Raw genomic sequence first — 23,332 nt, forward strand, 5'->3', positions numbered from 1 at the left:
AAGGAAAAGGACGAACCGATGGCCCATATGACCCTTGATGACCTGCAAGCCAAAGCCGAGAGCGGCGCAATCGATACCGTTCTGGTCTGCATGGTCGACATGCAGGGCCGCCTCATGGGCAAGCGTTTCCATGTGTCGAACTTCCTCGAGTCCGCATGGAAAGAGACCCATTGCTGCAACTACCTGCTGGCCACCGACCTCGAGATGGCCACGCCGGATGGCTACAAATCCACAAGCTGGGCGGCGGGGTATGGTGACTACGTGATGAAGCCCGATCTGGCGACACTTCGCCCGATGCCCTGGCTGGAAGGTACGGCCATGGTGCTGTGCGATCTGATCGACCATCACACGCACGAACCCGTGCCCCATTCGCCGCGCCAGATGCTGAAGAAACAGATCGAGCGCCTCGATGCGATGGGCCTGACGCCGATGATGGCGACCGAGCTGGAGTTCTTCCTCTTCGAGCACAGCTACGACGAAATCCGCAAATCCGGCTACCGCAACCTGACGCCGATCAGCGGCTATAACGAGGATTACAACATCCTCCAGACCACCCGCGAGGAACACGTCATGCGCCCGATCCGCAACCATCTGGTGGCGGCTGGTGTGCCGGTCGAGAACTCCAAGGGCGAGGCCGAAACCGGTCAGGAAGAGTTGAACATCCGCTACGCCGATGCGCTCGCCTGCGCGGACAACCACACGATCGCGAAACACGCGGTCAAGGAAATCGCCCAGATGCACGGCCATGCGGCCAGCTTCCTGCCCAAATGGCGCGCCGACAAGGTGGGCAGCGCCGCCCATGTGCACCAGTCGCTTTTCAAGGGCGACACTAACGTGTTCCACGATCCGGACGCCAAGTTGACCATGTCGGACACGATGAAGTCCTATGTCGCGGGCCTGATCAAATACGCCCCCGACATGACGGTCTTCCTTGCGCCCTACGTGAACAGCTACAAGCGCTTCCTGCCGGGCACCTTCGCCCCCACCAAGATCGCATGGTCGGTAGACAACCGCACCGCAGGCTACCGCCTTGTGGGCGATGGAACCAAGGGTGTGCGGATCGAGTGCCGCATCCCCGGAAGCGACATCAATCCCTATCTCGCCTGCGCTGCACAACTCGCCGCCGGGATCGCCGGTATGGAGGAAAAGCTGACTCTGGAAGAGCCTGTTTCGGGCGATGTCTACCATATGCACCACATCCCCGAGATCCCGGCCACCCTGCGCGCCGCAACCGAAACCCTGCGCAATTCCGCCATGCTGCGCGCGGCCATGGGCGATTTCGTGATCGACCACTACACCCGCGCCGCCGAGGTGGAGCAGGAAACCTTTGACGCCGTTGTCACCGACTGGGAACTCCAGCGCGGATTTGAAAGAGCCTAAGACATGACCAAGACCGTAGACCTGATCTCACCGATCGACGGATCGGTGTACCTCACGCGCGAGGTGCTGACCCGCGACGCCGCCTTTGACGCCGCCAAACGCGCCAGGGCCGCCCAAGCCGATTGGGCCGCGCGCCCGCTGTCCGAACGCATCGAACTGGTGCGCAAGGCGGGTGAAATCGTCGGCCAGCAGAAAGACCGCATGGCGACCGAACTGGCGCATCAGATGGGCCGTCCCGTCCGCTATGGCGGCGAATATGGCGGTTTCAACGAACGCCTGACCTACATGGCCGATGTCGCCGAAGAGTCGCTTGCGCCCATGCAGTTCGAAGACAGCGACGCGTTCCGCCGCCTGATCAAACGTACACCGTGGGGCACCGTTCTCGTCATCGCACCTTGGAACTACCCCTACATGACCGCGATCAACACCGTGGCCCCCGCCCTCATCGCGGGCAATACCGTGATCCTGAAGCATGCAGGCCAGACGCTGGCCGTAGGCGACCATTTGGCCGAAGCCTTCCACGCGGCGGGCGTGCCCGAAGACGTGTTCCAGAACCTCGTCCTCGACCACGACACCACCTCTGCGCTTCTGTCTGAACGTGCGGTGGATTTCGTCAACTTCACCGGCTCGGTCGGCGGCGGTCAGGCCATCGAACGTGCCGCCGCGGGCACCTTCATCCCCGTCTCGACCGAGCTTGGCGGCAAAGACCCCGGCTATGTCCGTGAAGACGCCAATCTCGACGCGGCAGTCGACACCCTGCTTGATGGCGCGATGTTCAACTCGGGACAGTGCTGCTGTGGCATCGAACGCATCTACGTGCACGAAAGCCTTTACGACCAGTTCGTCGAAAAGGCCGTCGCGTGGGTCAATGCACAGAAACTGGGCAACCCGCTCGATCCCGACACCACCATGGGCCCGATGGCCAATGTCCGCTTCGCCAAGGAAGTCCGCGCCCAGATCGAAGAGGCGCTGGCCGATGGCGCAAAAGCACATATCGACACCATGCCCGCCGATGATGGCGGCGCGTACCTGACCCCACAGATCCTGACCAATGTCACACACAAGATGCGCGTCATGCGCGACGAAAGCTTCGGCCCCGTCGTCGGCATCATGCCGGTCAAGGACGACGAAGAAGCCATCGCGCTGATGAACGACAGCCGGTTTGGCCTCACCGCCTCCATCTGGTCCACCGACACCGCCACCGCCGAAGCCATCGGCGACCGGATCGAGACAGGCACCGTCTTCCTCAACCGCTGCGACTACCTTGACCCTGCGCTCTGCTGGACCGGCTGCAAGGACACCGGCCGCGGGCAAGGTCTGTCAAAACTGGCGTATCAGGCCCTGACACGCCCCAAATCCTACCACCTCAAGAAGGCATAAGCCGATGTCCCTCAAAGGAAACTGGTCCTACCCCACCGCCATCCGTTTCGGCGCGGGCCGCATCTCGGAAATCGCCGAGGCGTGCCTTGCCGCTGGCATCTCCAAACCGCTCCTCGTCACCGACCGGGGCCTCGCGGATATGGAAATCACCACAAAGACCCTGAACCTTGTCGAACAGGCGGGTCTGGGCCGCGCGATGTTCTCGGATGTCGATCCCAACCCGAACGAAAAGAACGTCGAAGAAGGCCTCAAGGTCTACCGTGAAGGCGGCTTTGACGGCGTTATCGCCTTTGGCGGCGGCTCCGGCCTTGATCTCGCCAAGACGCTGGCCTTCATGGCGGGTCAGTCCCGCCCCCTCTGGGACTTTGAGGACATCGGCGACTGGTGGACCCGCGCCGACCCCGCTGGCATCCACCCCATCGTCGCCGTGCCGACCACCGCCGGCACAGGCTCGGAGGTGGGCCGCGCCAGCGTCATCACCAATTCGGAAACCCACGAGAAGAAGATCATCTTCCACCCCAAGATGCTGCCCGCCGTGGTGATCTGCGACCCCGAACTGACCGTGGGCATGCCCAAATTCATCACCGCAGGCACCGGTCTTGATGCCTTCGCCCACTGCGTAGAGGCCTATTCCAGCCCGCACTACCACCCGATGAGCCAAGGCATCGCGCTCGAAGGCATGCGCCTTGTCGTCGACAACCTGCCCCGCGCCTATGCCGACGGGTCCGATATCGAAGCCCGCGCGAACATGATGAGCGCCGCCGCCATGGGCGCGACCGCCTTCCAGAAGGGCCTCGGCGCGATCCATGCTCTGAGCCACCCCATCGGCGCGCATCACCACACCCACCACGGCACCACCAACGCCGTCTTCATGCCCACCGTGCTCAAGTTCAATGCCGACGCCATCCGCGACCGGTTTGACCGCGCAGCGGGCTATCTGGGCATTGACGGCGGCTTCGACGGTTTCTGCGCCTTTGTCGATCAGTTCAACGCCAGCTTCGCGATCCCGAAAACACTCACCGATCTGGGTGTGAAGGACGCGAACCTCGACGTGCTGGTCCGCGACGCTCTGAACGACCCGTCCACCGGCGGCAACCCGGTCACCATGACCGAGGCCAACACGCGGGCGTTGTTCGAGTCGGTGTTGTAAGCCGTGACTTCACCGCGTGACCTAAGGAATACGATCATGGATTGGGCTTAGGTCAGCTAAGCGGGACAAAGTGGCAGCTCCACTGTCAGACAAACGTCGCGCCCGAACCGAGGGGTGGGCGAGAAGCGCCCGCCCCGTGGGGGCGGTTCGGGCGCTGCCAAAGCTTTGCTTTGGCTATTGATCCTATATGTGACTGGGCAACATGGACTGACCGCTGACATTCGGGCCTACTCCACAGCCCGATACCAAGCCACAATCTGCGCCCGCGCCGCGTCATCCATCTGGATCGCGTTCGGCGGCGGCATGGCGTGGGACCGTCCCGCCTGCAAATAGATCTGGTGTGCGTGCTGCGCCACGTCTGCCTCGGTCTCCAGATAGACACCCTTGGGCGCCCAGCGGATACCGTCCCACAAAGGCTCGCGCGCGTGGCACATCGAGCAATTGCCCTGCACCACGTTATAGGCGTCCTCGAACCCGTCGGCGGACGCAAAGCGCATCTCGAACTCGGTCATCGGACGCTCTGCCGCCTCGTCATATGTCTCGGTCCCGCCCAGCGTCGACAGCCAGGCGATGGTGACAAAGATCACCGCCGTCACCGCCCAGGTCCAGTTCGGCTGGCCTTTGCCCGCGTGCATGGAGTTGAAGTAGTGCCGGATCGTGACCCCCATCAGGAACACCAGTGACGCGATCAGCCACGCGAATTCGGTGCCGAAGGCCAAAGGGTAGTGGTTCGACAGCATCAGGAAGATCACCGGAAGCGTCAGGTAGTTGTTGTGGGTCGACCGCAGCTTGGCGATCTTGCCGTATTTGGGATCGGGCGTGCGCCCCGCCTTTAGGTCGGCCACGACAATCCGCTGGTTCGGCATGATGATGAAGAACACGTTGGCTGTCATGATCGTCGCCGTGAACGCCCCCAGATGCAGCAGCGCCGCGCGTCCAGTGAACACCTGATCATAGCCCCAGGCCATCACCACAAGGATGGCAAAGAGCAGCAGCATCAGCACGGTGGGCTGTTCCCCCAGCGCGGATTTGCACAGGAAATCATAGAGCAGCCAGCCGATGGTCAGCGACAGCGCCGAGATCAAAATCCCCTGCCACAGCGCCAGATCCGCCTTGGTCGGGTCGAGCAGATACAGCTCACCGCCCACCCAATAGACGATCATCAGCAAAGCCGCGCCCGACAGCCAAGTCGTATAGCTTTGCCATTTGTGCCAGGTCAGATGTTCGGGCAGCCGCGCCGGGGCCACGAGGTATTTTACCGTATGGTAAAACCCGCCGCCATGAACCTCCCACTCCTCGCCATACGCCCCTTCTGGCATGTCCTTCGCCGGTTTCAGCATCAGGTCGAGCGCGATGAAATAGAAACTCGCCCCGATCCACGCCATCGCGGTGATGACATGCAGCCAACGGACAGCAAAGGCGATCCAGTCCCAGAGAACGGCGAAATCATACATGGCGAAAGGCTCCCGTGGCAGTTTCCGACAAACTAGCGGCAGGGCCATTCTTCTGCTATTCCGATGAAAACCCAAGCTGTATCAAAAATCTGCGAATAATGAGCTATCTCGACAACATCAGAACCTTCGTGCGTGTCTACGAATTGGGCAGCATGTCCGCCGCTGGTCGCGATTTGCGCATTTCGCCCGCTGTCACGTCGACTCGGATCGCCCAGCTTGAGGAACACCTCTCGGTCCGCCTCTTCCAGCGCACCACCCGCAACCTGACCCCTACCGAACAAGGCCGCCTGTTCTACGCCGGTGCCGTCGAAGTGCTCGAAGCGGTCGAGGCAGCCGAGGCGCAGGTGGTCGACATCACCGAAAAACCCCGTGGCTCGATCTATGTAGCCGCCCCCTTAGGTGTCGGCCGCCGCCTGATCGCGCCGCAAGTGCCCGCATTCATCGAACAATACCCCGAAGTCTCCGTACGGTTGCGCCTCACCGACCGTAAGGTTGACCTCACCACCGAAGGCCTCGACCTTGCCGTGTTTCTGGGCGAACCCGAGGACAGCACGCTGCGCATCCGCAAGATCGCGGATGTCGACCGCGTGCTGTGCGCCGCCCCCGGCTACATCAAGGCGCGCGGCATGCCGAACACGGGTGACGACCTGCTGAGCCAGAACCACGAATGCCTGAACCTGCGCTTTCCGGGTGCCACCGAATTCCAATGGCGGCTGCAGACACCGAATGGCCCAAAGCGGTTCAAGGTCCGGGGGCGCTTTGAATCCGACGATGGCGACGTGCTGACCGACTGGGCGCTGAACGGTCAGGGCATCGCGCTCAAACCGGTGTTCGAAGTCGCAGACCACCTGCGCGCCGGGCGTTTGATCCCGGTCGCCAAAGAAACGCCCCCCGTCCCGGTGCAGATGGCCTGCCTCTTCACCCATCGGCGCAGGCAAGATCCGAAAACCCGGCTGTTCATGGATTTCGTGATCGGCCGGATCGGAACGGCAATCAAGAGCGCCTGATGCGCAAAGACCTCACTCGCGGGCAGGCACCTGACCGTCAGGTTCAGCCGCTTCGGCATCCAGCGCATCCACCAGAACCACAGCCGGTGCGCCGGGTGTAAAGACGGTTTCCGCGGTTGGCGGGATGTCATTGGCCTCGCGCTCGATGCGCAGCTCGCGATAGGCGGTGTACATGCCGCTGCTCACGATCAGAACCATGCCGACAAAGGTGGTAAAGTGCGGAACTTCCCCCCAAACAAGGTAACCGAAAAGTGCTGCAAGCGGCAGGTAACTGTAGTCGAACGGCGCAATCACGCTTGCACTCGCGATCTGGTAGGCGCGCGAGACAAGTGTATAGGCCACGGTCCCGATGCCGCCCAAGAGCGCGAGCATGCCAAGCCCGTCAAGGGCCGGAACAGGCCAGCTCATGCGCAGATGATAAAGCTCTGGCGTGATGTCGATAAACCGCGTCACCAGAAACCCGATTGGCACGATCACCACCCCCGACAGGGAAATCGTGTAAAGTCCGATGACGAGCGATGTGTCCTGCTCTCCGATCTTGCGGACAATGGTCTGGCTGATCGCATAGGTCAGCGCAGTCATCACCGGCAGGATCGAGATCCAGCCGAAATTGCCGCCCGTCGGGTTCACCGCGATGATAACGCCCGCAAACCCCACCAGCAGGGCCAGAACGCGGTGTATCCCGATCTTTTCCTGCAGGAACACCGCCGCCAATGTCGCCGTCATCAGGGGGGCGGCGAAGAACAGCGTGGTGACCTCGGCCAATCCCATGAAGGGAAAGGCCGTGTAAAACATCGCGAATCCCCCGGCGAACAGAACTGCGCGCGCCAGATACCACGGCCAAAGCGGCGTATAGATGCGGTGTGGCGCACCCAGCCACAGAACCAGTGGCAATAAGGTCAATAAAGCCATCACCGAACGGACAAAGATCAGCATCCACACCGGATAGGTGGTCAGCATCCCCTTCATCAGCAGGTCCTGTCCGACAAACAGAACCATGCCCACGATCACGCAGACGATGCCTTGAAGCGTGCGGGACAGGGGCGGTCCGGCGGTATGTGTCGAAACGGTCATAAGGCCAGACTGACCGTTTCCGCGCCGCCATCCCGCCAGACAGCGACCCGGATGTCGGTTTCATCCTCGCGCGCCCGATTTCACATCGGCGGCGCAGGGATGTTCTGTAGGGGTGTCACGAAAGCGCCGGCACACCCTCGGACCCGAACTCCAGCCAGGCGCGATCCTCGGGCGACAGATACGTGTCCATAATTGCTTCATAGGCAGCCAGCTCGGCCCCGGTCAGCGTGCCATGCCATTTCCCGTTGGTGCCACTGTGAAAGAAGTCCGAGTCCGATTTCATGAAACCCTTGCCGCCCGAGGGCGCATAGCGGTCTGCATTCTGTTTCATGTTGTCAAAGGTCGCCGCAGCAACGAGTTTCTCCATCACGGCATCGGAATGCGAAAGACCCAAGAGGTCGGCGACCCTGGCGAATGTCCCCGCCAAATCCCGTTTCATGTCGGCATAATGAAATAGCGCCACATTGGGGCGATCCGCCAGCGCCTTTGCCGCCGTGTAGTGTTGCAGGATATGCGCAAGCGGCATGGCGTCGGTATCGAACCCTTCGGCCCCGCCATCCAGAAACCGGCGAAAGGTCACGCCGTCCGGATCGTCTTCGGGATACCACATGTCGAACCACGACATCGGGATGTTCCGCACATGCGTGCGGTACGAGAAATGCGCATCCAGCGGATGGCGGAACACGCACAGATACATTGCTTGATCGTCGAGGGGCAGCCCGTCCATCGGTGTGTGGCTTTTCATGCTGCGCCGGTGGGTCATGGCCTCGAGCCGGTCGGCCACTTCGGCCATCTCGCGGATGCGGATGTCGACCCATGGCATCTTGACCGACAATTCCGTCTCGACATCGGGATCACCTGACAACAAGAGCGCAACGATGGTCTGCATCCACGTGGTGCCGCATTTGGGCGGGGTCACGACGAACACGTCATCGGGCCGGATGCGGACCATATCCCACCGCCGGTTGTCGGTCAGGGGGCCGAGATAGAGCTTTCGGGTCGTCATTCGGGGCACCTCCTGCCTGCGGACAGGATCAGGAAACGCCGGGTTGCGGTCGGACACAATTAAAAACAGTACGCATCCGGCTTTGGCTGCCAGATCGACACAGCGCGCGCGTTCCGGATGGACGCGAACACAGGCATCCGGTTCGCCACAAATTGTCAGCCAGCGTAACCAGAATTTAATGAGCCGCGTTCAGAAACTTCGTACGAAGTTTCTGGGCCTCGCCCATAAAATTCTAGATCATCGGCGGGACGCCGAGTCTCCGCTCAGCTTCCCCGATAGGTCGAATACCCATAGGGCGACAGCAAAAGCGGCACGTGATAATGCGCCGCCGCATCCGACATGCCGAACCGGATCGGCACCTGATCGAGAAACAGCGGATCCTCTCCTGCCTGACCGGTCGCCCGCAGGTAATCGCCCGCGAAAAACACCAGCTCATAGGTGCCTGTCTGAAACGCATCCACAGGCAGGATCGGGCTGTCGGTGCGCCCATCATCGTTGGTCACGGTCTCGGCGACCTGCTCAAGCCCGGCATCGGTCACGCGGGACAGAACGATCCTGATCCCCTCGGCGGGACAGCCCCGCGCGGTATCCAGAACATGGGTCGTCAAATAGCCGGACATCGCATCCTCCTGTGGTCACCTGCCTCTTTATGCGGCCAATCTTGCGAAATGCGCAAACAACAAGCCATTTGAGACAGCTTTCGGGATTTCTTGAAAAACGAAATGGATTATTCGGATTACACAGACAACCGATCAGGAGGACATCGACGTGCAACGCTACCCCCGCGACATGACAGGATACGGCCCCACCCCACCCAAGGCCAACTGGCCCGGTGGCGCCAAGATCGCCGTTCAGATCGTGATGAACTACGAAGAGGGCGGCGAGAACAACATCCTGCACGGCGATGCCGCCTCCGAAGCGTTCCTGTCCGAGATCACGGGCGCCCAGCCCTGGCCGGGGATGCGCCACTGGAACATGGAATCCATCTACGAATACGGCGCGCGCGCCGGGTTCTGGCGTCTGCACCGGATGATGAAGGACATTCCCATCACCATCTACGGCGTCGCCACCGCACTGGCCCGCGCGCCTGAACAGGTCGCCGCGATGAAGGACGCCGGGTGGGAGATCGCCTCACACGGTCTGAAATGGGTCGAACACAAAGACATGCCCGAGGCCGAGGAACGCGCACAGATCGTCGAAGCGATCCGCCTGCACACCGAGGTGGTCGGTGAACCGCCGAAAGGCTGGTACACCGGGCGCTGTTCCAACAACACGGTCCGTCTGGTCGCCGAACAGGGCGGGTTTGATTACGTCGCCGACAGCTATGCCGACGACCTGCCTTACTGGATGACCTTCGGCGACACACATCAGCTGATCATGCCCTACACAATGGACTGCAACGACATGCGGTTCGGCATTCAGGCAGGGTTCACCAACGGGGACCAGTTCGAAAGTTACCTCAAGGACAGCTTCGACTACCTCTATGCCGAAGGCGTCGAAGGCGCGCCCAAGATGCTTTCCATCGGCCTGCATTGCCGCATCGTCGGTCGCCCCGGCCGTGCCGCCGCTCTGAAGCGCGCGCTGGACTATATGGCCGGGCATGACGGCGTCTGGTTCGCCACCCGCCAGCAGATTGCGCAGCACTGGGCCAAAGAACACCCCGCCCCCACCGCGCAGCGCCCGTCCGCGATGACCCAGGAGGAGTTCGTCGCGGCCTTCGGCGGTATCTTCGAGCACTCCCCGTGGATCGCCGAACGCGCCTGTGCCTATGAATCCGGCCCGACCCATGACACCGCCCGTGGCGTACACAGCCTGCTCTGCCGCGCCTTCCGCAGCGCCTCAGACGACGAACGCCTTGGCGTTCTGAACGCCCACCCCGACCTTGCCGGCAAACTCGCCGCCGCCGGACGGCTTACTGCCGAGTCCACTTCCGAACAGGCCGGTGCGGGCCTCGACATGCTGACCGACGACGAACGCGCCACGTTTCAGAAACTGAACGCCGACTACGTCGCGCGCCACGGCTTCCCGTTCATCATCGCGGTCAAGGACAACACCAAGGCCAGCATCCTCGACGCGTTCCATCGTCGCATCGGCAATGACCGCGCCACCGAATTCGCCGAGGCCTGCCGCCAGGTCGAACGCATCGCCGAACTGCGGCTTCTGGACAAGCTGGGCGCATGACCCGTCAGATCCGCTCAGAGCCGCTGACGGCCACCGCCTTTGCCCCGTTCGGCGACCTGCTCGACTGTTCAGGTGAGCCCGACAAGATCATCAATCAGGGTCTCTGCGGCCGCTACCACGACCGCGCGAGGCTCGACTTTGCGGACGGCCGCGCCGGGATCAGCCTTTTCAAGGCTGAGCTGCGCAGCCTGCCCTACATGCTCGACCTGCTGGAACGGCACCCGCTGGGCAGTCAGGCCTTTGTCCCGATGAGCCACGATCCCTTCCTGGTGATCGTCGTCCCGGACGAGAACGGCAAACCCGGCACACCCCGCGCCTTCCTGACCCAGGCGGGACAGGCAATCAATCTGCACCGCAACACCTGGCACGGGGTTCTCACCCCGCTGTCCGGCACTGGGCTTTTCGCGATCATCGACCGGATCGGGGACGGGAACAATCTCGAAGAACACTGGCTCGACACCCCCTACGAGGTGATCGACGGCAGCTAACGGACCGGCCGCCTTCGAGGAGGGGCGTCCGGCAATAAAACACTTGGTTACGAGGGAGAAGGAACCATGTCAGACGCATCCATCGGCACGCCGGAGCAGCTCCGCGATCCGAATTACACACCCCCCATCGCCAAGGCGGTACCTCTTGGCATCCAGCACGTTCTGGCGATGTTCGTGTCCAACGTCACCCCGGCGATCATCGTCTGTGGGGCTGCGGGCTTTGGCTTTGGCTCGAACAGCCCCGATTTCCCGCAGATGATCTACATGATCCAGATGTCGATGTTCTTTGCAGGCATCGCCACACTGTTCCAGACCATCGGCTTCGGCCCCGTGGGCGCCCGCCTGCCCATCGTGCAGGGCACGTCCTTTGCCTTCATCCCGATCATGATCCCGCTGGTCGCGGGCAAGGGTGTCGACGCCATCGCCGTTCTGATGGGCGGCATCCTCGTGGGCGGTCTCTTCCACGCCTGCCTCGGCCTTTTCATCGGCAAACTGCGCTTTGCCCTGCCGCCGCTTGTCACTGGTCTTGTCGTCACAATGATCGGCCTCGCGCTGGTCAAGGTGGGTATCCAATACGCGGCAGGCGGCGTTCCCGCCATCGGGACCGAAGAATACGGCTCGCTGCTCAACTGGACAATGGCCGGCACCGTCATCATCGTCACGCTGGGCCTCAAGTTCTTCACCCGCGGCATGCTCTCGGTCTCGGCTGTTCTGGTTGGCCTGTTGGTCGGCTACGCCGTGGCCTTCGCGCTGGGTCAGGTGAACCTTGGCAATGTGGGCCGCGCCGCACCCTTCGCCCTGCCGAACCCGCTGCATTTCGGCCTCGAATTCTCGGTCGCCGCGATCATCGGCTTCTGTGCGATGTCCTTCGTGTCGGCCGTCGAAACCGTCGGTGACGTGTCGGGCATCACCAAGGGCGGCGCGGGGCGCGAAGCGACCGACAAGGAAATCCAGGGCGCGACCTATGCCGACGGTCTGGGCACCGCCGTGTCGGGCCTCTTCGGCGCACTGCCCAACACCTCCTTCAGCCAGAACGTGGGCCTGATCGCCATGACCGGCGTGATGAGCCGGGGGGTTGTCACCATCGGTGCGCTCTTCCTGATCCTCTGCGGCCTCGTGCCCAAGGTCGGCGCGGTGATCTCGTCGGTCCCGATCGAAGTGCTGGGCGGCGGTGTGATCGTCATGTTCGGCATGGTTGTCGCGGCGGGCATCTCGATGCTGTCCGACGTCAACTGGAACCGCCGCAACATGGTGATCTTTGCGATTGCCCTGTCCCTGGGCCTTGGCCTGCAACTGGAACCGGGCGCGCTGCAATACCTGCCGCAGACGATCAAGGTGCTCGCCACCTCCGGCATTCTGCCCGCCGCGGTCATAGCCATCGTGCTGAACCTCGTCCTGCCCGAGGAACTCTCGGACGAGTCGACCGAGGAAGTCTCGGGTGGCATGTCCGGCCACGGCAAGGGCACCATGCCCGGCGAGTGATCCGACACTCAGATCAAAAGAAAACCCCCGGTGCACACCGGGGGTTTTTTCATGCCTGCTGGGGAACGGTGGAGAAACGTTCAGACCATCCCGGCCCGATCAGAAATCCACCTCGACCGCCACGCCCCGTTCAATCGCCAGCTCGACGACCTTTGACGCCACCGCAAGGTCCTGCAGCCCCACACCGGTTCCATCAAACAGCGTGATGTCATCGTCCGATGTCCGCCCCGGATGGGTGCCATTGATCACCGCACCGATCTCGATCACGTCGCTCTCGGTGATCAGACCAGCCGCAACCGCGTGCTGCGCCTCCCCGATGCTGATCGACTGCGCCACCTCGTCGGTGAACACCTTGGCCCGTGCCAGAAGCGCCGCCTCGACCTCCTGCTTGCCCTTGGTATCGGTGCCCATGCAGGCCAGATGTGTGCCGGGACTCACATGATCCGCCATCAGCGACGGCGCAAACGCCGAGGTGATCGAGATGATCACATCCGCCTCCGCCATCCCCGGCAGATCCACCGCCTCGAACGGCACGCCAGCCTCCTTCGCGACCTTCTCGATATTCGGCAGCATCTCGGGATGGTAGTTCCACCCGATTACCTTCTCGAAAGACCGTTGCTCCAACGCCGCGCGCAGCTGGAACGTCGCCTGATGGCCTGCGCCGACCATGCCCATGACCTTGGCATCCGCCCGCGCCAGATGTTTGATCGACACCGAAGATGCCGCGGCCGTGCGCAGCGCCGTCAGCAGGTTCCCCCCGACCATCGCCCGAACCTTACCGGTATCCGGATCAAACAGGAACACCGTCGACTGGTGGTTGATCAGCCCGCGTTTCTCGAGGTTGTGCGGCCAGTAGCCCCCGGCCTTCAGGCCCAGCGCGCCGCCAACCCGGTCAAAACCGCCCTTGAAGCCATAGAGCGCATCCTCATGGCCAATCGCCTCGCGCACCACCGGGAAGTTATAGGCATCCTTCGCCGCCATCGCGGCAAACACCTGCTCCACCGCCTCGAACGAGGCCTCGCGTGACACCAGATCGGCGATCATGGCTTCCGGAACGATATACATGGTCTCTCCCTCATGAAAAACGGTGCGACAGTCCCCACTGCGCACCGTCCTTGTCTTCTCTGGTTCAAAAATACTTCGGGGGGTGTGGGGGGCTGGCCCCCCACGGATCGACGCGCATCAGCGCGGCGAAATCAATACGCGCGACCGCGCGCCGAGACGGGCCAGACGGTTTCCACAACGCCGTTCCGCACACCGACATACCAGTCGTGCACGTTGCAGGTCGGGTCACAATGGCCCGGCACCAGCTTGAGCTTGTCATTGACCTTGAGCGCGCCGTTCGGGTCCATGACCACGCCATGCTCGTCCGAGCATTTGACGTACTGCACATCATCACGGCCAAAGACCACCGGCAGACCCGAATCCACCGACTGCGCCTTGAGGCCCGCGTCGACAATGGCCTTGTCAGCCTTCGCATGGCTCATCACCGAGGTCAGGATGAACAGTGCGTTCTCCCACTCGCCCTGGTCGATGCGCTTGCCGTCCTTGTCGAGGATACGGCCGTAATCCGCGTCCATGAACGCATAGGACCCGCACTGCAGCTCGTTATACACACCCGAGTTCGACTCGAAGTAATACGAACCCGTGCCGCCACCGCCGACGATGTCGCACTCGATGCCTTCGGCCTTGAGCGTGTCCACGGCGTCCTTCACCTGTGCCACGGCGATGTCGATCTTCGCCTTGCGTTCGTCATAGCTGTCCATGTGCTGCATGGCACCCTGATAGGCCTGGATGCCAGCGAACTTCAGACCCTCTGCCGCGTCGATCGCCTTGGCAATCTCGACCACGGCAGGCGTCGTGGTCACGCCGCAACGACCCGCGCCGCAGTCGATTTCGACCAGACATTCGATCTGCGTGCCATGCTTGACCGCCGCGGCCGACAGGTCCGCCACGTTGGCCAGATCGTCCACACAGCAGATGGTCCGCGCACCCAGCTTGGGCATCCGCGCCAGGCGGTCGATCTTCGCCGGGTCACGCACCTGGTTCGACACCAGAACATCCTTGATGCCGCCACGGGCGAACACTTCCGCCTCGGACACTTTCTGGCAGCAGACGCCGCAGGCACCTCCCAGTTCGACCTGAAGCAAAGCCACGTCGACCGACTTGTGCATCTTGCCGTGCACTCGGTGACGCATGCCATGCGCCTTGGCGTAATCGCCCATCTTCTTGATGTTGCGCTCCAACGCGTCGAGGTCGAGCACGAGGCAGGGTGTCTGCACCTCGGCCTCGGACATGCCCGGCTTGGCGGGGATGTCATAGCCAACTTCGTAGTCGTCGAATACGGTCATGTCTTTCATTGCATCTCTCCGAAGGTAGAGCGGGTTTCGGGTCTGCGCCGACTCGCCCCTGTGTCATATAATCCCGGAAGTTTCCTATCGGAAACTTTTGGGCGGGGAAAGCCTCAGCTTGTCATCCATGGCAGTTTGTCGAGGTCCACGTTGCCACCCGTGACGATCACACCAACGCGCTTGCCCGCAAACGCCTCTTTGTTCTTGAGGATCACTGCCAGCGGCACGGCGCAGGACGGCTCCATCACGATGCGCAGGTACTTCCAGGTGATCTTCATCGCGTCGATGATCTCTTGTTCCGACGCAGTCATGATGTCGGACACGTGGTTCGACACGAAATGCCAGGTCAGATCCTTGAGCGGCACCTTGAGACCGTCTGCAATCGTCTCGGGCGCGTCATCGGCAATGATGTGCCCCGCCTTGAAGCTGCGATAGGCGTCGTCGGCCTGCTCGGGTTCAGCCGCGATGATGTTGACCTCGGGTGCCAGTGTCGACAGCGTCAAACAGGTGCCCGAGATCATCCCCCCGCCCCCGATGGGTGCCACCATCATGTCCAGACCATCGGTCTGCTCCATGAATTCCTTGGAACAGGTCCCCTGCCCCGCAATAACGCGCGGATCATTGTAGGGGTGCACGAATTCCCCACCTGTGCGCGCCTGCACCTCGGCAAACACCGCCTCGCGCGATGTTGTCGAAGGTTCACATTCGGTGATCGTGCCGCCATAGCGACGGACCGCGTCTTTCTTGGCCTGCGGCGCTGTGCGCGGCATGACCACGTTGCACGGGATGCCCCGACGCCCTGCGGCGTAGCTCAGACACAAAGCATGGTTGCCCGAGGAATGCGTGCAAACCCCGCGCTGCGCCTCTTCATCGCTCAGCCCGAACACCGCGTTCGATCCGCCGCGCACCTTGAAGGCCCCCGGTTCCTGAAAGTTCTCGCATTTGAAGAACAACTGCGCCCCGGTCAGGTCGTTGAGGTAATCCGACTGCATCACCGGCGTGCGGCGGATATGCGGTTTGATCCGCTCATGCGCCGCCAGCATGTCCTCATAGGTCGGGATGATCATGCCCATGTCTTTCATTCTGCAGCCACCTTCTGTGCGATGTTCGACCCGTGACGATAGTGTTCCTGCGCCGCAGCCACACCAGAGCCAAGCTTGATGTCGAGCCCGAGGTCCACCATGCACATTTCGGCAGTGGCGATACCCGACAGGGCCATCACGTCGGTCAGGCTGCCCAGATGGCCGATGCGGAACACCTTGCCCGCCACCTCACCCAGACCGGTGCCAAACGCGACGCCATAGGTGCTGGCGGCATGGGACACGATGTCGGTTGCGTTGAACCCGTCCGGCGTGCGGATGGCCGACACGGTATCGGAATAAAGATCAGGCGTTTCCGCACACAGCTTCAGACCCCACGCCTTCACCGCCGCGCGCACACCTTCCGCAATGCGGGTATGACGGGCAAACACGTTTTCCAGACCTTCCGCCTGAATCATCCGGCATGCCTCGTTCAGACCGTTCATCAGGCCAACAGCCGGCGTATAGGGATAGGCGTTGTTGGCGTAACCCTTCATCATGTCATGCACGTCAAAGAACGTACGGAACAGGCCAGCGGTCTTGGTCGACTCCATCGCTTTCTGGCTGAAGCCGACGATGGCCAGACCCGCAGGCAGCATAAAGCCCTTCTGCGATCCGGTCACCGCAACATCGACGCCCCATTCATCAAAGCGGAAATCCATCGACCCGATGGAGGACACACCGTCCACCATGAGAAGAGCCGGATGCTTGGCCGCATCCATCGCGCGGCGGACAGCCGCGATGTCGGATTTCACGCCCGTTGCAGTTTCGTTGTGTGTGGCGAGAACCGCCTTGATCCGGTGCGCCGTGTCCTTGGTCAGAATCTCTTCGTAGCGATCCGCGGGAATACCCTTGCCCCAGGCCACGTCCACGATGATCACGTCAAGACCAAAGCGTTCGCACATGTCGATCCAGCGATGCGAGAACATACCGTTGCGGGCCACCAGAACGGTGTCCCCTGCGCTGAGCGTGTTGGTCAGTGCGGTTTCCCAGCCGCCGGTGCCCGATGCCGGGAAGATGAACACTTCGGCGCTGGTGCTTTTCAGGATCTGCTGAACCGCCTTTCTTGCGGGATGCAGGATCTGACCGAACAGCGGCGACCGGTGATCAATGGTCGGCATATCGCACGCCTTGCGCAGCGATTCAGGGATGTTGGTCGGGCCGGGAATGAAAACGGGGTTCTGGAAACTCATGGTGTCTCTCCTCCAATTGACGCCAAACTAGGCCCTGTGCCCTCTGCGCGCAATTTTTTCGAAATTATTTTTCATATTCTGAAAATCTCGGAAGTTCAGCAAAAACAATGCTTTGTATTTTTCACATAATGAAATGATTTTTTGAAAATCAAAAAAGCGCAACCGTTTGGATGCGCTTTTCTGGGGTCTTTCCACAGAATCGGCAAGCGGACTTACCGCCCCGCGCCCAGCCGCAACGGCATGTGCCGGTTCACATCCTTGTAAAGCAGATAGCGGAACCGCCCCGGCCCACCGGCATAACACGCCTGCGGGCAGAACGCGCGAAGCCACATGTAATCGCCTGCCTCGACCTCGACCCAATCCTGATTGAGCCGGTAGACCGCCTTGCCTTCAAGCACGTAAAGCCCGTGCTCCATCACATGGGTCTCGGGAAACGGGATCACCCCACCAGGCTCAAACGTCACGATGGTCACATGCATGTCGTGGCGCAGGTCGTTCGGGTCAACAAACCGCGTCGTCGCCCATTTGCCATCGGTCCCCGGCATCGGGTTCGGCGTGACCTCGGCATCGCTGCTGATGATGACCTCCGGATGGTCCAGCCCCTCGACCGCCTGATAGGCCTTGCGGACCCAGTGGAAGCGCGCCGGCTCTGCGCCATGGTTGCGCAGGGTCCAGCAGGATTGCGGTGGAAGGAACGCGTATCCCCCTGCGGTAAGCTCATGGGTCTTGCCGCCAACACTCAGGCTCATGGAACCCTCGACCACGAACAGCACGCCCTCTGCCTCGGGATCGGTCTCGGCACGATCCGACCCGCCACCGGGGCCGACCTCCATGATGTAATGCGAAAAGGTCTCGGCAAAGCCGGTGAGCGGCCGCGCGATCACCCAGAGGCGGGTATTGTCCCAGAACGGCAGAAAGCTGGTGGTGATGTCTCGCATCGTGCCTTTGGGGATCACCGCATAGGCTTCGGTGAACATGGCGCGGTCCGTCAGAAGCTGCTCCTGCCCGGGATGCCCACCCTTGGGGGCGAAGTAAGACGTGGTCATGCGCAATACCCTGTGTTGCTGATGCACCAAGTATCGCGCCACGCTGGCTGCACGACCATGCCTATCGGCAATCAAGACTTTTCGGCTTTCCTTGATAATCGCGGTTGATTGCCTTGGAACCGCGATCAATCGTCAGACTTGGTAATAGTCCCGATACCACGCCACGAACTTCGCCACCCCTTCACGCACATCGGTCTGGGGCGCATATCCGGTCAGGTTCCGCAACAGAGATGCATCCGCCCATGTGGCGAACACATCGCCCTTCTGCATCTCCATGTAATTCCGCTTGGCTTCAATCCCGGTCTCCGCCTCGATTGCCTCGATGAAATCGAGCAGACGCACCTTATCCGAATTGCCGATATTCACGACCCGGTAAGGAGCTGCCGGGCTGAGCGTATCGCCCTCGACGGCTGTCTCCGGCCCACCGGGCACCGCATCAATCAAAAGCCGGATACCCCGCACCAAATCCTCGACATAGGTGAAGTCGCGATACATGTCGCCGTGGTTGTAAATGTCGATGGGCGTGCCTTCAAAGATGCCCTTGGTGAACTTGAACAGCGCCATATCGGGCCGCCCCCACGGGCCATAGACGGTGAAGAAGCGGAACATGGTGGTCGGGATGTTCCACAGATGCGCATAGGAATGCGCCATGCTTTCATTCGCCTTCTTCGTCGCGGCGTAAAAGGTCAGCTGCGTGTCCGCCTTGTCGGTCTCGCGGAATGGCATCTCTTCGTTGGCACCATAGACCGACGATGTGGACGCCATCAGCAGATGTTCGACCTGCAACTGCCGCGCGGCCTCCATCACGTTGAAGGTGCCCACCAGATTGCTGTCCAGATAGGCGCGCGGATTTTCCAGCGAGTACCGCACCCCCGCCTGCCCAGCCAGATGCACGATGATGTCCGGCGCGAACTCCGCCGCAACCCGCTCGAACGTTCCGTCCGCTTCCAGCGTCGCATGGGTGAAACTGTAGCCCGGCGATTGCAGCAGCATCTGGTTGCGGCGTTCCTTGAGCGTCACATCATAGTAATCGGTCATCGCGTCATAGCCGTGAACGACGAACCCGTCGTCCAGCAGAAGCCGTGCAAGATAGAAGCCGATGAATCCGGCTGTTCCGGTGACAAGGACACGTTTCATGAGCGCATTCGAACTGTATAAGGCGGGCTGACGACACGCGCCTAACATGAAAGTTGCACCCCGACCACCGCCTGACGACCGAAGATCCCCTTGGTCTTGAGGATCGCACCCCCATATTCCCCTTCACACCTGCCCGAAAAAGCGGCACGACACACCGGACCAAACAAGAAAGCCGCATGATCTTTTCCAAACTCTTCAACAAACGCAAAGCGCCGACGCCTGCGGTCGACGTCGACCCGGTGCGCCCCGACTCGTCCTTCTGCGTGATCGGCGACATCCACGGCCGCTTCGATCTGCTGTGCTCGCTGGTCGATGCATTGCCGCAGGACCTCAGCATCATCTGCGTCGGCGATCTTGTGGACCGTGGTGAACAGAGCCGGGAGGTGTTGGACTATGTCATGCAATCCGACCGCGTGACCTCCCTCATGGGCAATCACGAACAGCTCATGCTCAACTTCCTGAGGTCGCCCGAAACAGACGGGCGCAGATGGTTGCGCAATGGCGGTCTGCAGACGTTGGCCAGTTTCGGCGTGTCAGGCGTGACCGACTCGTCCGGCGCAGAGGCCCTGACCCGTTCACGGGACACACTGTACGAGGCGATGGGCGAAGACATGGTGACGTGGCTCGCCCGACTGGACTGCATCGCGTGGTCCGGCAACGTGGCCGTCGTACATGCCGGCGCAGACCCGAACACACCTCTGGAAGACCACGCGCCAGACACGTTCATCTGGGGCCATCCCGAATTCCGGAAAACCCCGCGAACCGACGGCTTCTGGATCGTGCATGGCCACACCATCGTCGACAGCCCGAAGATGCGCGATGGCCGGATCTCGATCGACACGGGCGCTTATGCCACCGGGCAATTGACGGCAGCGGTCTTCACGCCCGACGGGGTCGAGTTCATTTCGACCTGACCCGCCGATTGCGGCAATGTATACCACTGTATGCTGTTTACGACTCAGCTGGTTTGGCCTATGGCAGGGGCAATTCATGAAAGGCGTGACCCATGGCTGACACAACGACCCCCGACATCATCTATACCAAGGTAGACGAAGCCCCCGAGCTGGCCTCGGCGTCGTTCCTGCCGATCATCCAGACATTCGCCAGCGCCGCTGGTGTGACCGTCGGCACCAAGGACATTTCGCTGGCGGGCCGCATCCTTGCCACCTTCCCGGAACACCTGACCGAGGATCAGCGCCAGTCCGACGATCTGGCAGAGCTTGGTCAGCTTGTGAAAACGCCCGAAGCCAACGTGATCAAGCTGCCGAACATCTCGGCCTCGGTCCCGCAGCTTGTCGCCGCGATCAAGGAGTTGCAGAGCCAGGGCTACGCGATCCCCGACTATCCCGAAGCGCCAGCAACGGACGCCGAAAAGGCCATCCGCGCCAAGTATGACACGATCAAGGGCTCTGCCGTGAACCCGGTCCTGCGTGAAGGCAACTCCGACCGCCGCGCAGCCAAGGCTGTGAAATCCTACGCGCAGAAAAACCCGCATCGCATGGGGGACTGGACAGCCGACAGCAAGACCCGCGTCTCGTCGATGTCGGGCGGCGACTTCCGGTCGAATGAAAAATCCGCAACACTTGCTGCGGAAAGCACCGCCAAGATCGTGCTGGTGGGCAAGGACGGGTCCGAAACCGTCCTGAAAGACGGCCTCAGCTACCCGGCGGGCACCGTGGTCGACGCAACCTTCATGTCCGCCAAGGCGCTGGACGCCTTCCTTGCGGACGAGATCGCCAAGACCAAGGACGAGGGCACCCTCTTCTCGCTGCACCTCAAGGCAACGATGATGAAGGTCTCCGACCCGATCATCTTCGGCCATGCGGTCAAGGCCTATCTTCAGCCTGTGTTCGACGCGCATGGCGACAAACTCGCCGCCGCAGGCGTCAATCCGAATTCGGGTCTGGGCGACCTGATGGCCCGCGTCACCGACATGCCCGAAGTGAAGGCCGACATCGAGAAAACCCTCGCCGACCGCGCGCCGCTTTACATGGTCGACTCGGACAAGGGCATCACCAACCTGCACGTGCCCTCTGACGTCATCGTCGATGCGTCGATGCCAGCCCTGATCCGCGCAGGCGGCAAAGGCTGGGGTCCGGATGGCAAGGAACATGACGCCAACTGCGTGATCCCCGACAACTCCTATGCGCCCGTCTATGAAGAGACGATTGCCTACTTCAAGGAAACCGGAAAGCTTGACCCGGCAACCGCAGGCACGGTGCAGAACATCGGCCTGATGGCGCAGAAGGCCGAGGAATACGGCTCGCACCCGACCACGTTCGAGATCCCGCATGACGGCACGGTCAAGATGATCCTTGGCGATGGCACGGTCCTGCACGAGCATGCCGTCGAAGCCGGTGACATCTGGCGCTCGGCCTCGACCCGCAAGGCACCGATCGAGGACTGGGTGCAACTCGCCATCGACCGCCAGCGCGCCGAAAACTGCGAGGCGATCTTCTGGCTGGACGCAACCCGCGCCCATGACGCGGAACTGATCAAGTATGTCGAGCCGATCCTTGCCGCCAAGGGCGTCGCCGACAAATTCAAGATCATGGCCCCGCGCGAGGCAACCCGCGCGTCGCTGGAAACCATCCGCGCCGGCAAGACCTCGATTGCCATCACCGGCAACGTGCTCCGCGACTACCTGACCGACCTCTTCCCGATCCTGGAACTCGCCACCTCGGCCAAGATGCTCTCCATCGTCAAACTGATGCAGGGCGGCGGCCTGTTCGAGACCGGCGCGGGTGGATCGGCCCCGAAGCACGTGCAGCAGTTGATGGAACAGAACCACCTGCGCTGGGACAGCCTTGGTGAATTCTGCGCTCTGGGCGAAAGCCTGCAGTTCCTCGCGGATGCACGCGGCAACGAAAAGGCGCGGGTGCTGGGCAAGGCCGTGGATGCCGCAACGCAGGGCATCCTCGACAACAACCGCTCGCCGTCGCGCAAGGTCGGTGAGCCGGACAACCGCGACAGCCACTATTGGTTCGCCCGCTACTGGGCCGAGGCGCTGGCCGCGCAGGAAGACGATGCAGAGCTGGCGGCCCATTTCGCGCCCATCGCTTCGGCTTTGGCCGAGAAGGAAGACGCGATCCTGTCCGAACTGTCTGCAGCACAGGGCAAAGCGGCCGATCTGGGCGGATACTATCACACCGATGCCGCGAAAACGGCGGCGGTGATGCGCCCATCCGCGACGCTGAACGCGATCATCGGCTGACCTGACCGATCAAGAAGCGATCCCGTTGCGAAACGGGATCGCCTCACTATTGCAAATGCAAGCCAGAGCCTTCGCAGGCTTTGCCGAGACGGTCTTCCGAAAGACCGTCCACCGTACGCCCGGTTTCCAGGTCCTTAACGGATCACGCGCCATACCAGCCCCCACGATGCGCATCGAGCGGGAAGGGTCACTCCCATGCCGCGACACGACAGAACTGACACTTCTCTCATATGCCGGAAGGCTGACCATGAGAGACCGGTCTCCGTACAGGCTTGGGTCTCCCCCAAGTACAGGTCGCCCGTTAAATCGGGGATGTTGAGAGAACCGTCAGGCCCAACAGGGCGGCGCCGCTTCTTCTCTAAGGACACATCGCGACAGTGAACCTGATCGGCGGAGTCGAGCCCCGACCGAAGCCAATCCCGTGCGCCGGGATTGGCCCAGAAATGGCCGTGTATTGCTCGGGAACAGCTCAACCGACTCACCAGGACCGCATCCAAAACCGACACAGGCATCACGCCCCCGGTCTCGACACCTCCCGGTCCGGTGATCCCGTTGAAACAATGGCGCTTTTCTCGGCCGTCACGTTTTCTTGATACGTCATGGGACATGCCGGTTTCCGTGCATCCCGTCACGCGTCGGTGTGAAATCCTGCATCGTTCGCCTGCGCCGAACCCCTGCAAAACCTGATCCGCACCATCCCTGTGCAGCCA

General features: G+C 61.7%; 19 protein-coding genes. 9 read left to right on the plus strand and 10 right to left on the minus strand.

Annotated features, from left to right (window positions below; genetic code table 11):
* The first annotated feature begins 18 nt into the window (after positions 1 to 18).
* From MRY75_RS08140 to MRY75_RS08150, 3 genes are read left to right on the plus strand one after another with little or no spacing between them, the layout of a single operon-like run.
* On the plus strand, positions 19 to 1,380 hold the full coding sequence (locus MRY75_RS08140) for a glutamine synthetase family protein (protein WP_292306789.1): 1,362 nt from the start codon (positions 19 to 21) through the stop codon (positions 1,378 to 1,380).
* Positions 1,381 to 1,383: 3 nt separating this feature from the next.
* Positions 1,384 to 2,760 carry an aldehyde dehydrogenase family protein gene (locus tag MRY75_RS08145; protein WP_292306790.1) on the plus strand — a complete coding sequence of 459 codons (1,377 nt, stop codon included), beginning with the start codon at positions 1,384 to 1,386 and terminating at the stop codon, positions 2,758 to 2,760.
* 4 nt (positions 2,761 to 2,764) lie between these two features.
* On the plus strand, positions 2,765 to 3,910 hold the full coding sequence (locus tag MRY75_RS08150) for an iron-containing alcohol dehydrogenase (protein ID WP_292306791.1): 1,146 nt from the start codon (positions 2,765 to 2,767) through the stop codon (positions 3,908 to 3,910).
* A 227-nt stretch (positions 3,911 to 4,137) separates the two neighbouring features.
* Here the strand turns inward: MRY75_RS08150 and MRY75_RS08155 are convergent, their stop codons facing one another.
* Positions 4,138 to 5,364: a urate hydroxylase PuuD gene (locus MRY75_RS08155; RefSeq protein WP_292306793.1), complete on the minus strand. Its 1,227-nt coding sequence runs from the start codon at positions 5,362 to 5,364 to the stop codon at positions 4,138 to 4,140.
* Positions 5,365 to 5,462: 98 nt separating this feature from the next.
* Here MRY75_RS08155 and MRY75_RS08160 point away from each other — a divergent pair, with 98 nt between their 5' ends.
* The gene (locus tag MRY75_RS08160; protein WP_292306795.1) at positions 5,463 to 6,371 is read left to right on the plus strand and encodes a LysR family transcriptional regulator; all 909 of its coding nucleotides are present in this window, start codon (positions 5,463 to 5,465) and stop codon (positions 6,369 to 6,371) included.
* A gap of 12 nt (positions 6,372 to 6,383) precedes the next feature.
* Here the strand turns inward: MRY75_RS08160 and MRY75_RS08165 are convergent, their stop codons facing one another.
* From MRY75_RS08165 to uraH, 3 genes are all read right to left on the minus strand, one after another.
* Positions 6,384 to 7,445, minus strand: coding sequence for a DMT family transporter (locus MRY75_RS08165; RefSeq protein WP_292306797.1), 1,062 nt, complete (start codon positions 7,443 to 7,445; stop codon positions 6,384 to 6,386).
* A gap of 115 nt (positions 7,446 to 7,560) precedes the next feature.
* Positions 7,561 to 8,451 carry a sulfotransferase domain-containing protein gene (locus MRY75_RS08170; protein ID WP_292306799.1) on the minus strand — a complete coding sequence of 297 codons (891 nt, stop codon included), beginning with the start codon at positions 8,449 to 8,451 and terminating at the stop codon, positions 7,561 to 7,563.
* 263 nt (positions 8,452 to 8,714) lie between these two features.
* Positions 8,715 to 9,071: a hydroxyisourate hydrolase gene (gene uraH / locus MRY75_RS08175; RefSeq protein ID WP_292306801.1), complete on the minus strand. Its 357-nt coding sequence runs from the start codon at positions 9,069 to 9,071 to the stop codon at positions 8,715 to 8,717.
* A 148-nt stretch (positions 9,072 to 9,219) separates the two neighbouring features.
* Here uraH and puuE point away from each other — a divergent pair, with 148 nt between their 5' ends.
* The 3 genes from puuE (at position 9,220) to MRY75_RS08190 (ending at position 12,602) form a co-directional block, all read left to right on the plus strand.
* Entirely contained in the window at positions 9,220 to 10,632 is a 1,413-nt protein-coding gene (puuE, locus tag MRY75_RS08180) for an allantoinase PuuE (RefSeq protein ID WP_292306803.1), read from the plus strand.
* Positions 10,629 to 11,120 carry an ureidoglycolate lyase gene (locus MRY75_RS08185; RefSeq protein ID WP_292306805.1) on the plus strand — a complete coding sequence of 164 codons (492 nt, stop codon included), beginning with the start codon at positions 10,629 to 10,631 and terminating at the stop codon, positions 11,118 to 11,120. Before puuE ends, MRY75_RS08185 begins: the two co-directional genes overlap by 4 nt.
* A 66-nt stretch (positions 11,121 to 11,186) precedes the next feature.
* Positions 11,187 to 12,602, plus strand: coding sequence for a nucleobase:cation symporter-2 family protein (locus tag MRY75_RS08190; RefSeq protein ID WP_292306807.1), 1,416 nt, complete (start codon positions 11,187 to 11,189; stop codon positions 12,600 to 12,602).
* 99 nt (positions 12,603 to 12,701) lie between these two features.
* Here MRY75_RS08190 and bhcD read toward each other — a convergent pair whose 3' ends face one another.
* The 6 genes from bhcD to MRY75_RS08220 form a co-directional block, all read right to left on the minus strand.
* Positions 12,702 to 13,667: an iminosuccinate reductase BhcD gene (gene bhcD, locus MRY75_RS08195; RefSeq protein ID WP_292306809.1), complete on the minus strand. Its 966-nt coding sequence runs from the start codon at positions 13,665 to 13,667 to the stop codon at positions 12,702 to 12,704.
* A 131-nt stretch (positions 13,668 to 13,798) separates the two neighbouring features.
* Positions 13,799 to 14,962 carry a 3-hydroxy-D-aspartate aldolase BhcC gene (gene bhcC, locus MRY75_RS08200; protein ID WP_292306810.1) on the minus strand — a complete coding sequence of 388 codons (1,164 nt, stop codon included), beginning with the start codon at positions 14,960 to 14,962 and terminating at the stop codon, positions 13,799 to 13,801.
* A gap of 104 nt (positions 14,963 to 15,066) precedes the next feature.
* On the minus strand, positions 15,067 to 16,035 hold the full coding sequence (gene bhcB, locus MRY75_RS08205) for a beta-hydroxyaspartate dehydratase BhcB (RefSeq protein ID WP_292306812.1): 969 nt from the start codon (positions 16,033 to 16,035) through the stop codon (positions 15,067 to 15,069).
* Positions 16,032 to 17,225 (minus strand): L-aspartate--glyoxylate aminotransferase BhcA, encoded by a 1,194-nt coding sequence (gene bhcA / locus MRY75_RS08210; protein WP_292306814.1) that lies wholly within the window; start codon positions 17,223 to 17,225, stop codon positions 16,032 to 16,034. The genes bhcB and bhcA overlap by 4 nt, the downstream gene beginning before the upstream one ends.
* A gap of 212 nt (positions 17,226 to 17,437) precedes the next feature.
* Entirely contained in the window at positions 17,438 to 18,271 is an 834-nt protein-coding gene (locus tag MRY75_RS08215) for a bifunctional allantoicase/(S)-ureidoglycine aminohydrolase (RefSeq protein WP_292306815.1), read from the minus strand.
* Positions 18,272 to 18,403: 132 nt separating this feature from the next.
* Positions 18,404 to 19,408, minus strand: coding sequence for an NAD-dependent epimerase/dehydratase family protein (locus MRY75_RS08220; protein ID WP_292306816.1), 1,005 nt, complete (start codon positions 19,406 to 19,408; stop codon positions 18,404 to 18,406).
* A 176-nt stretch (positions 19,409 to 19,584) separates the two neighbouring features.
* On the opposite strand from MRY75_RS08220, the gene MRY75_RS08225 reads away from it, so the two are divergent.
* The gene (locus MRY75_RS08225) at positions 19,585 to 20,322 is read left to right on the plus strand and encodes a metallophosphoesterase family protein (RefSeq protein WP_292306817.1); all 738 of its coding nucleotides are present in this window, start codon (positions 19,585 to 19,587) and stop codon (positions 20,320 to 20,322) included.
* A 92-nt stretch (positions 20,323 to 20,414) separates the two neighbouring features.
* On the plus strand, positions 20,415 to 22,622 hold the full coding sequence (locus MRY75_RS08230; RefSeq protein ID WP_292306818.1) for an NADP-dependent isocitrate dehydrogenase: 2,208 nt from the start codon (positions 20,415 to 20,417) through the stop codon (positions 22,620 to 22,622).
* Positions 22,623 to 23,332: the final 710 nt, after the last annotated feature.

The sequence above is a fragment of the Marivita sp. genome, from assembly GCF_022763305.1.
Classification (GTDB): Bacteria; Pseudomonadota; Alphaproteobacteria; order Rhodobacterales; family Rhodobacteraceae; genus Marivita.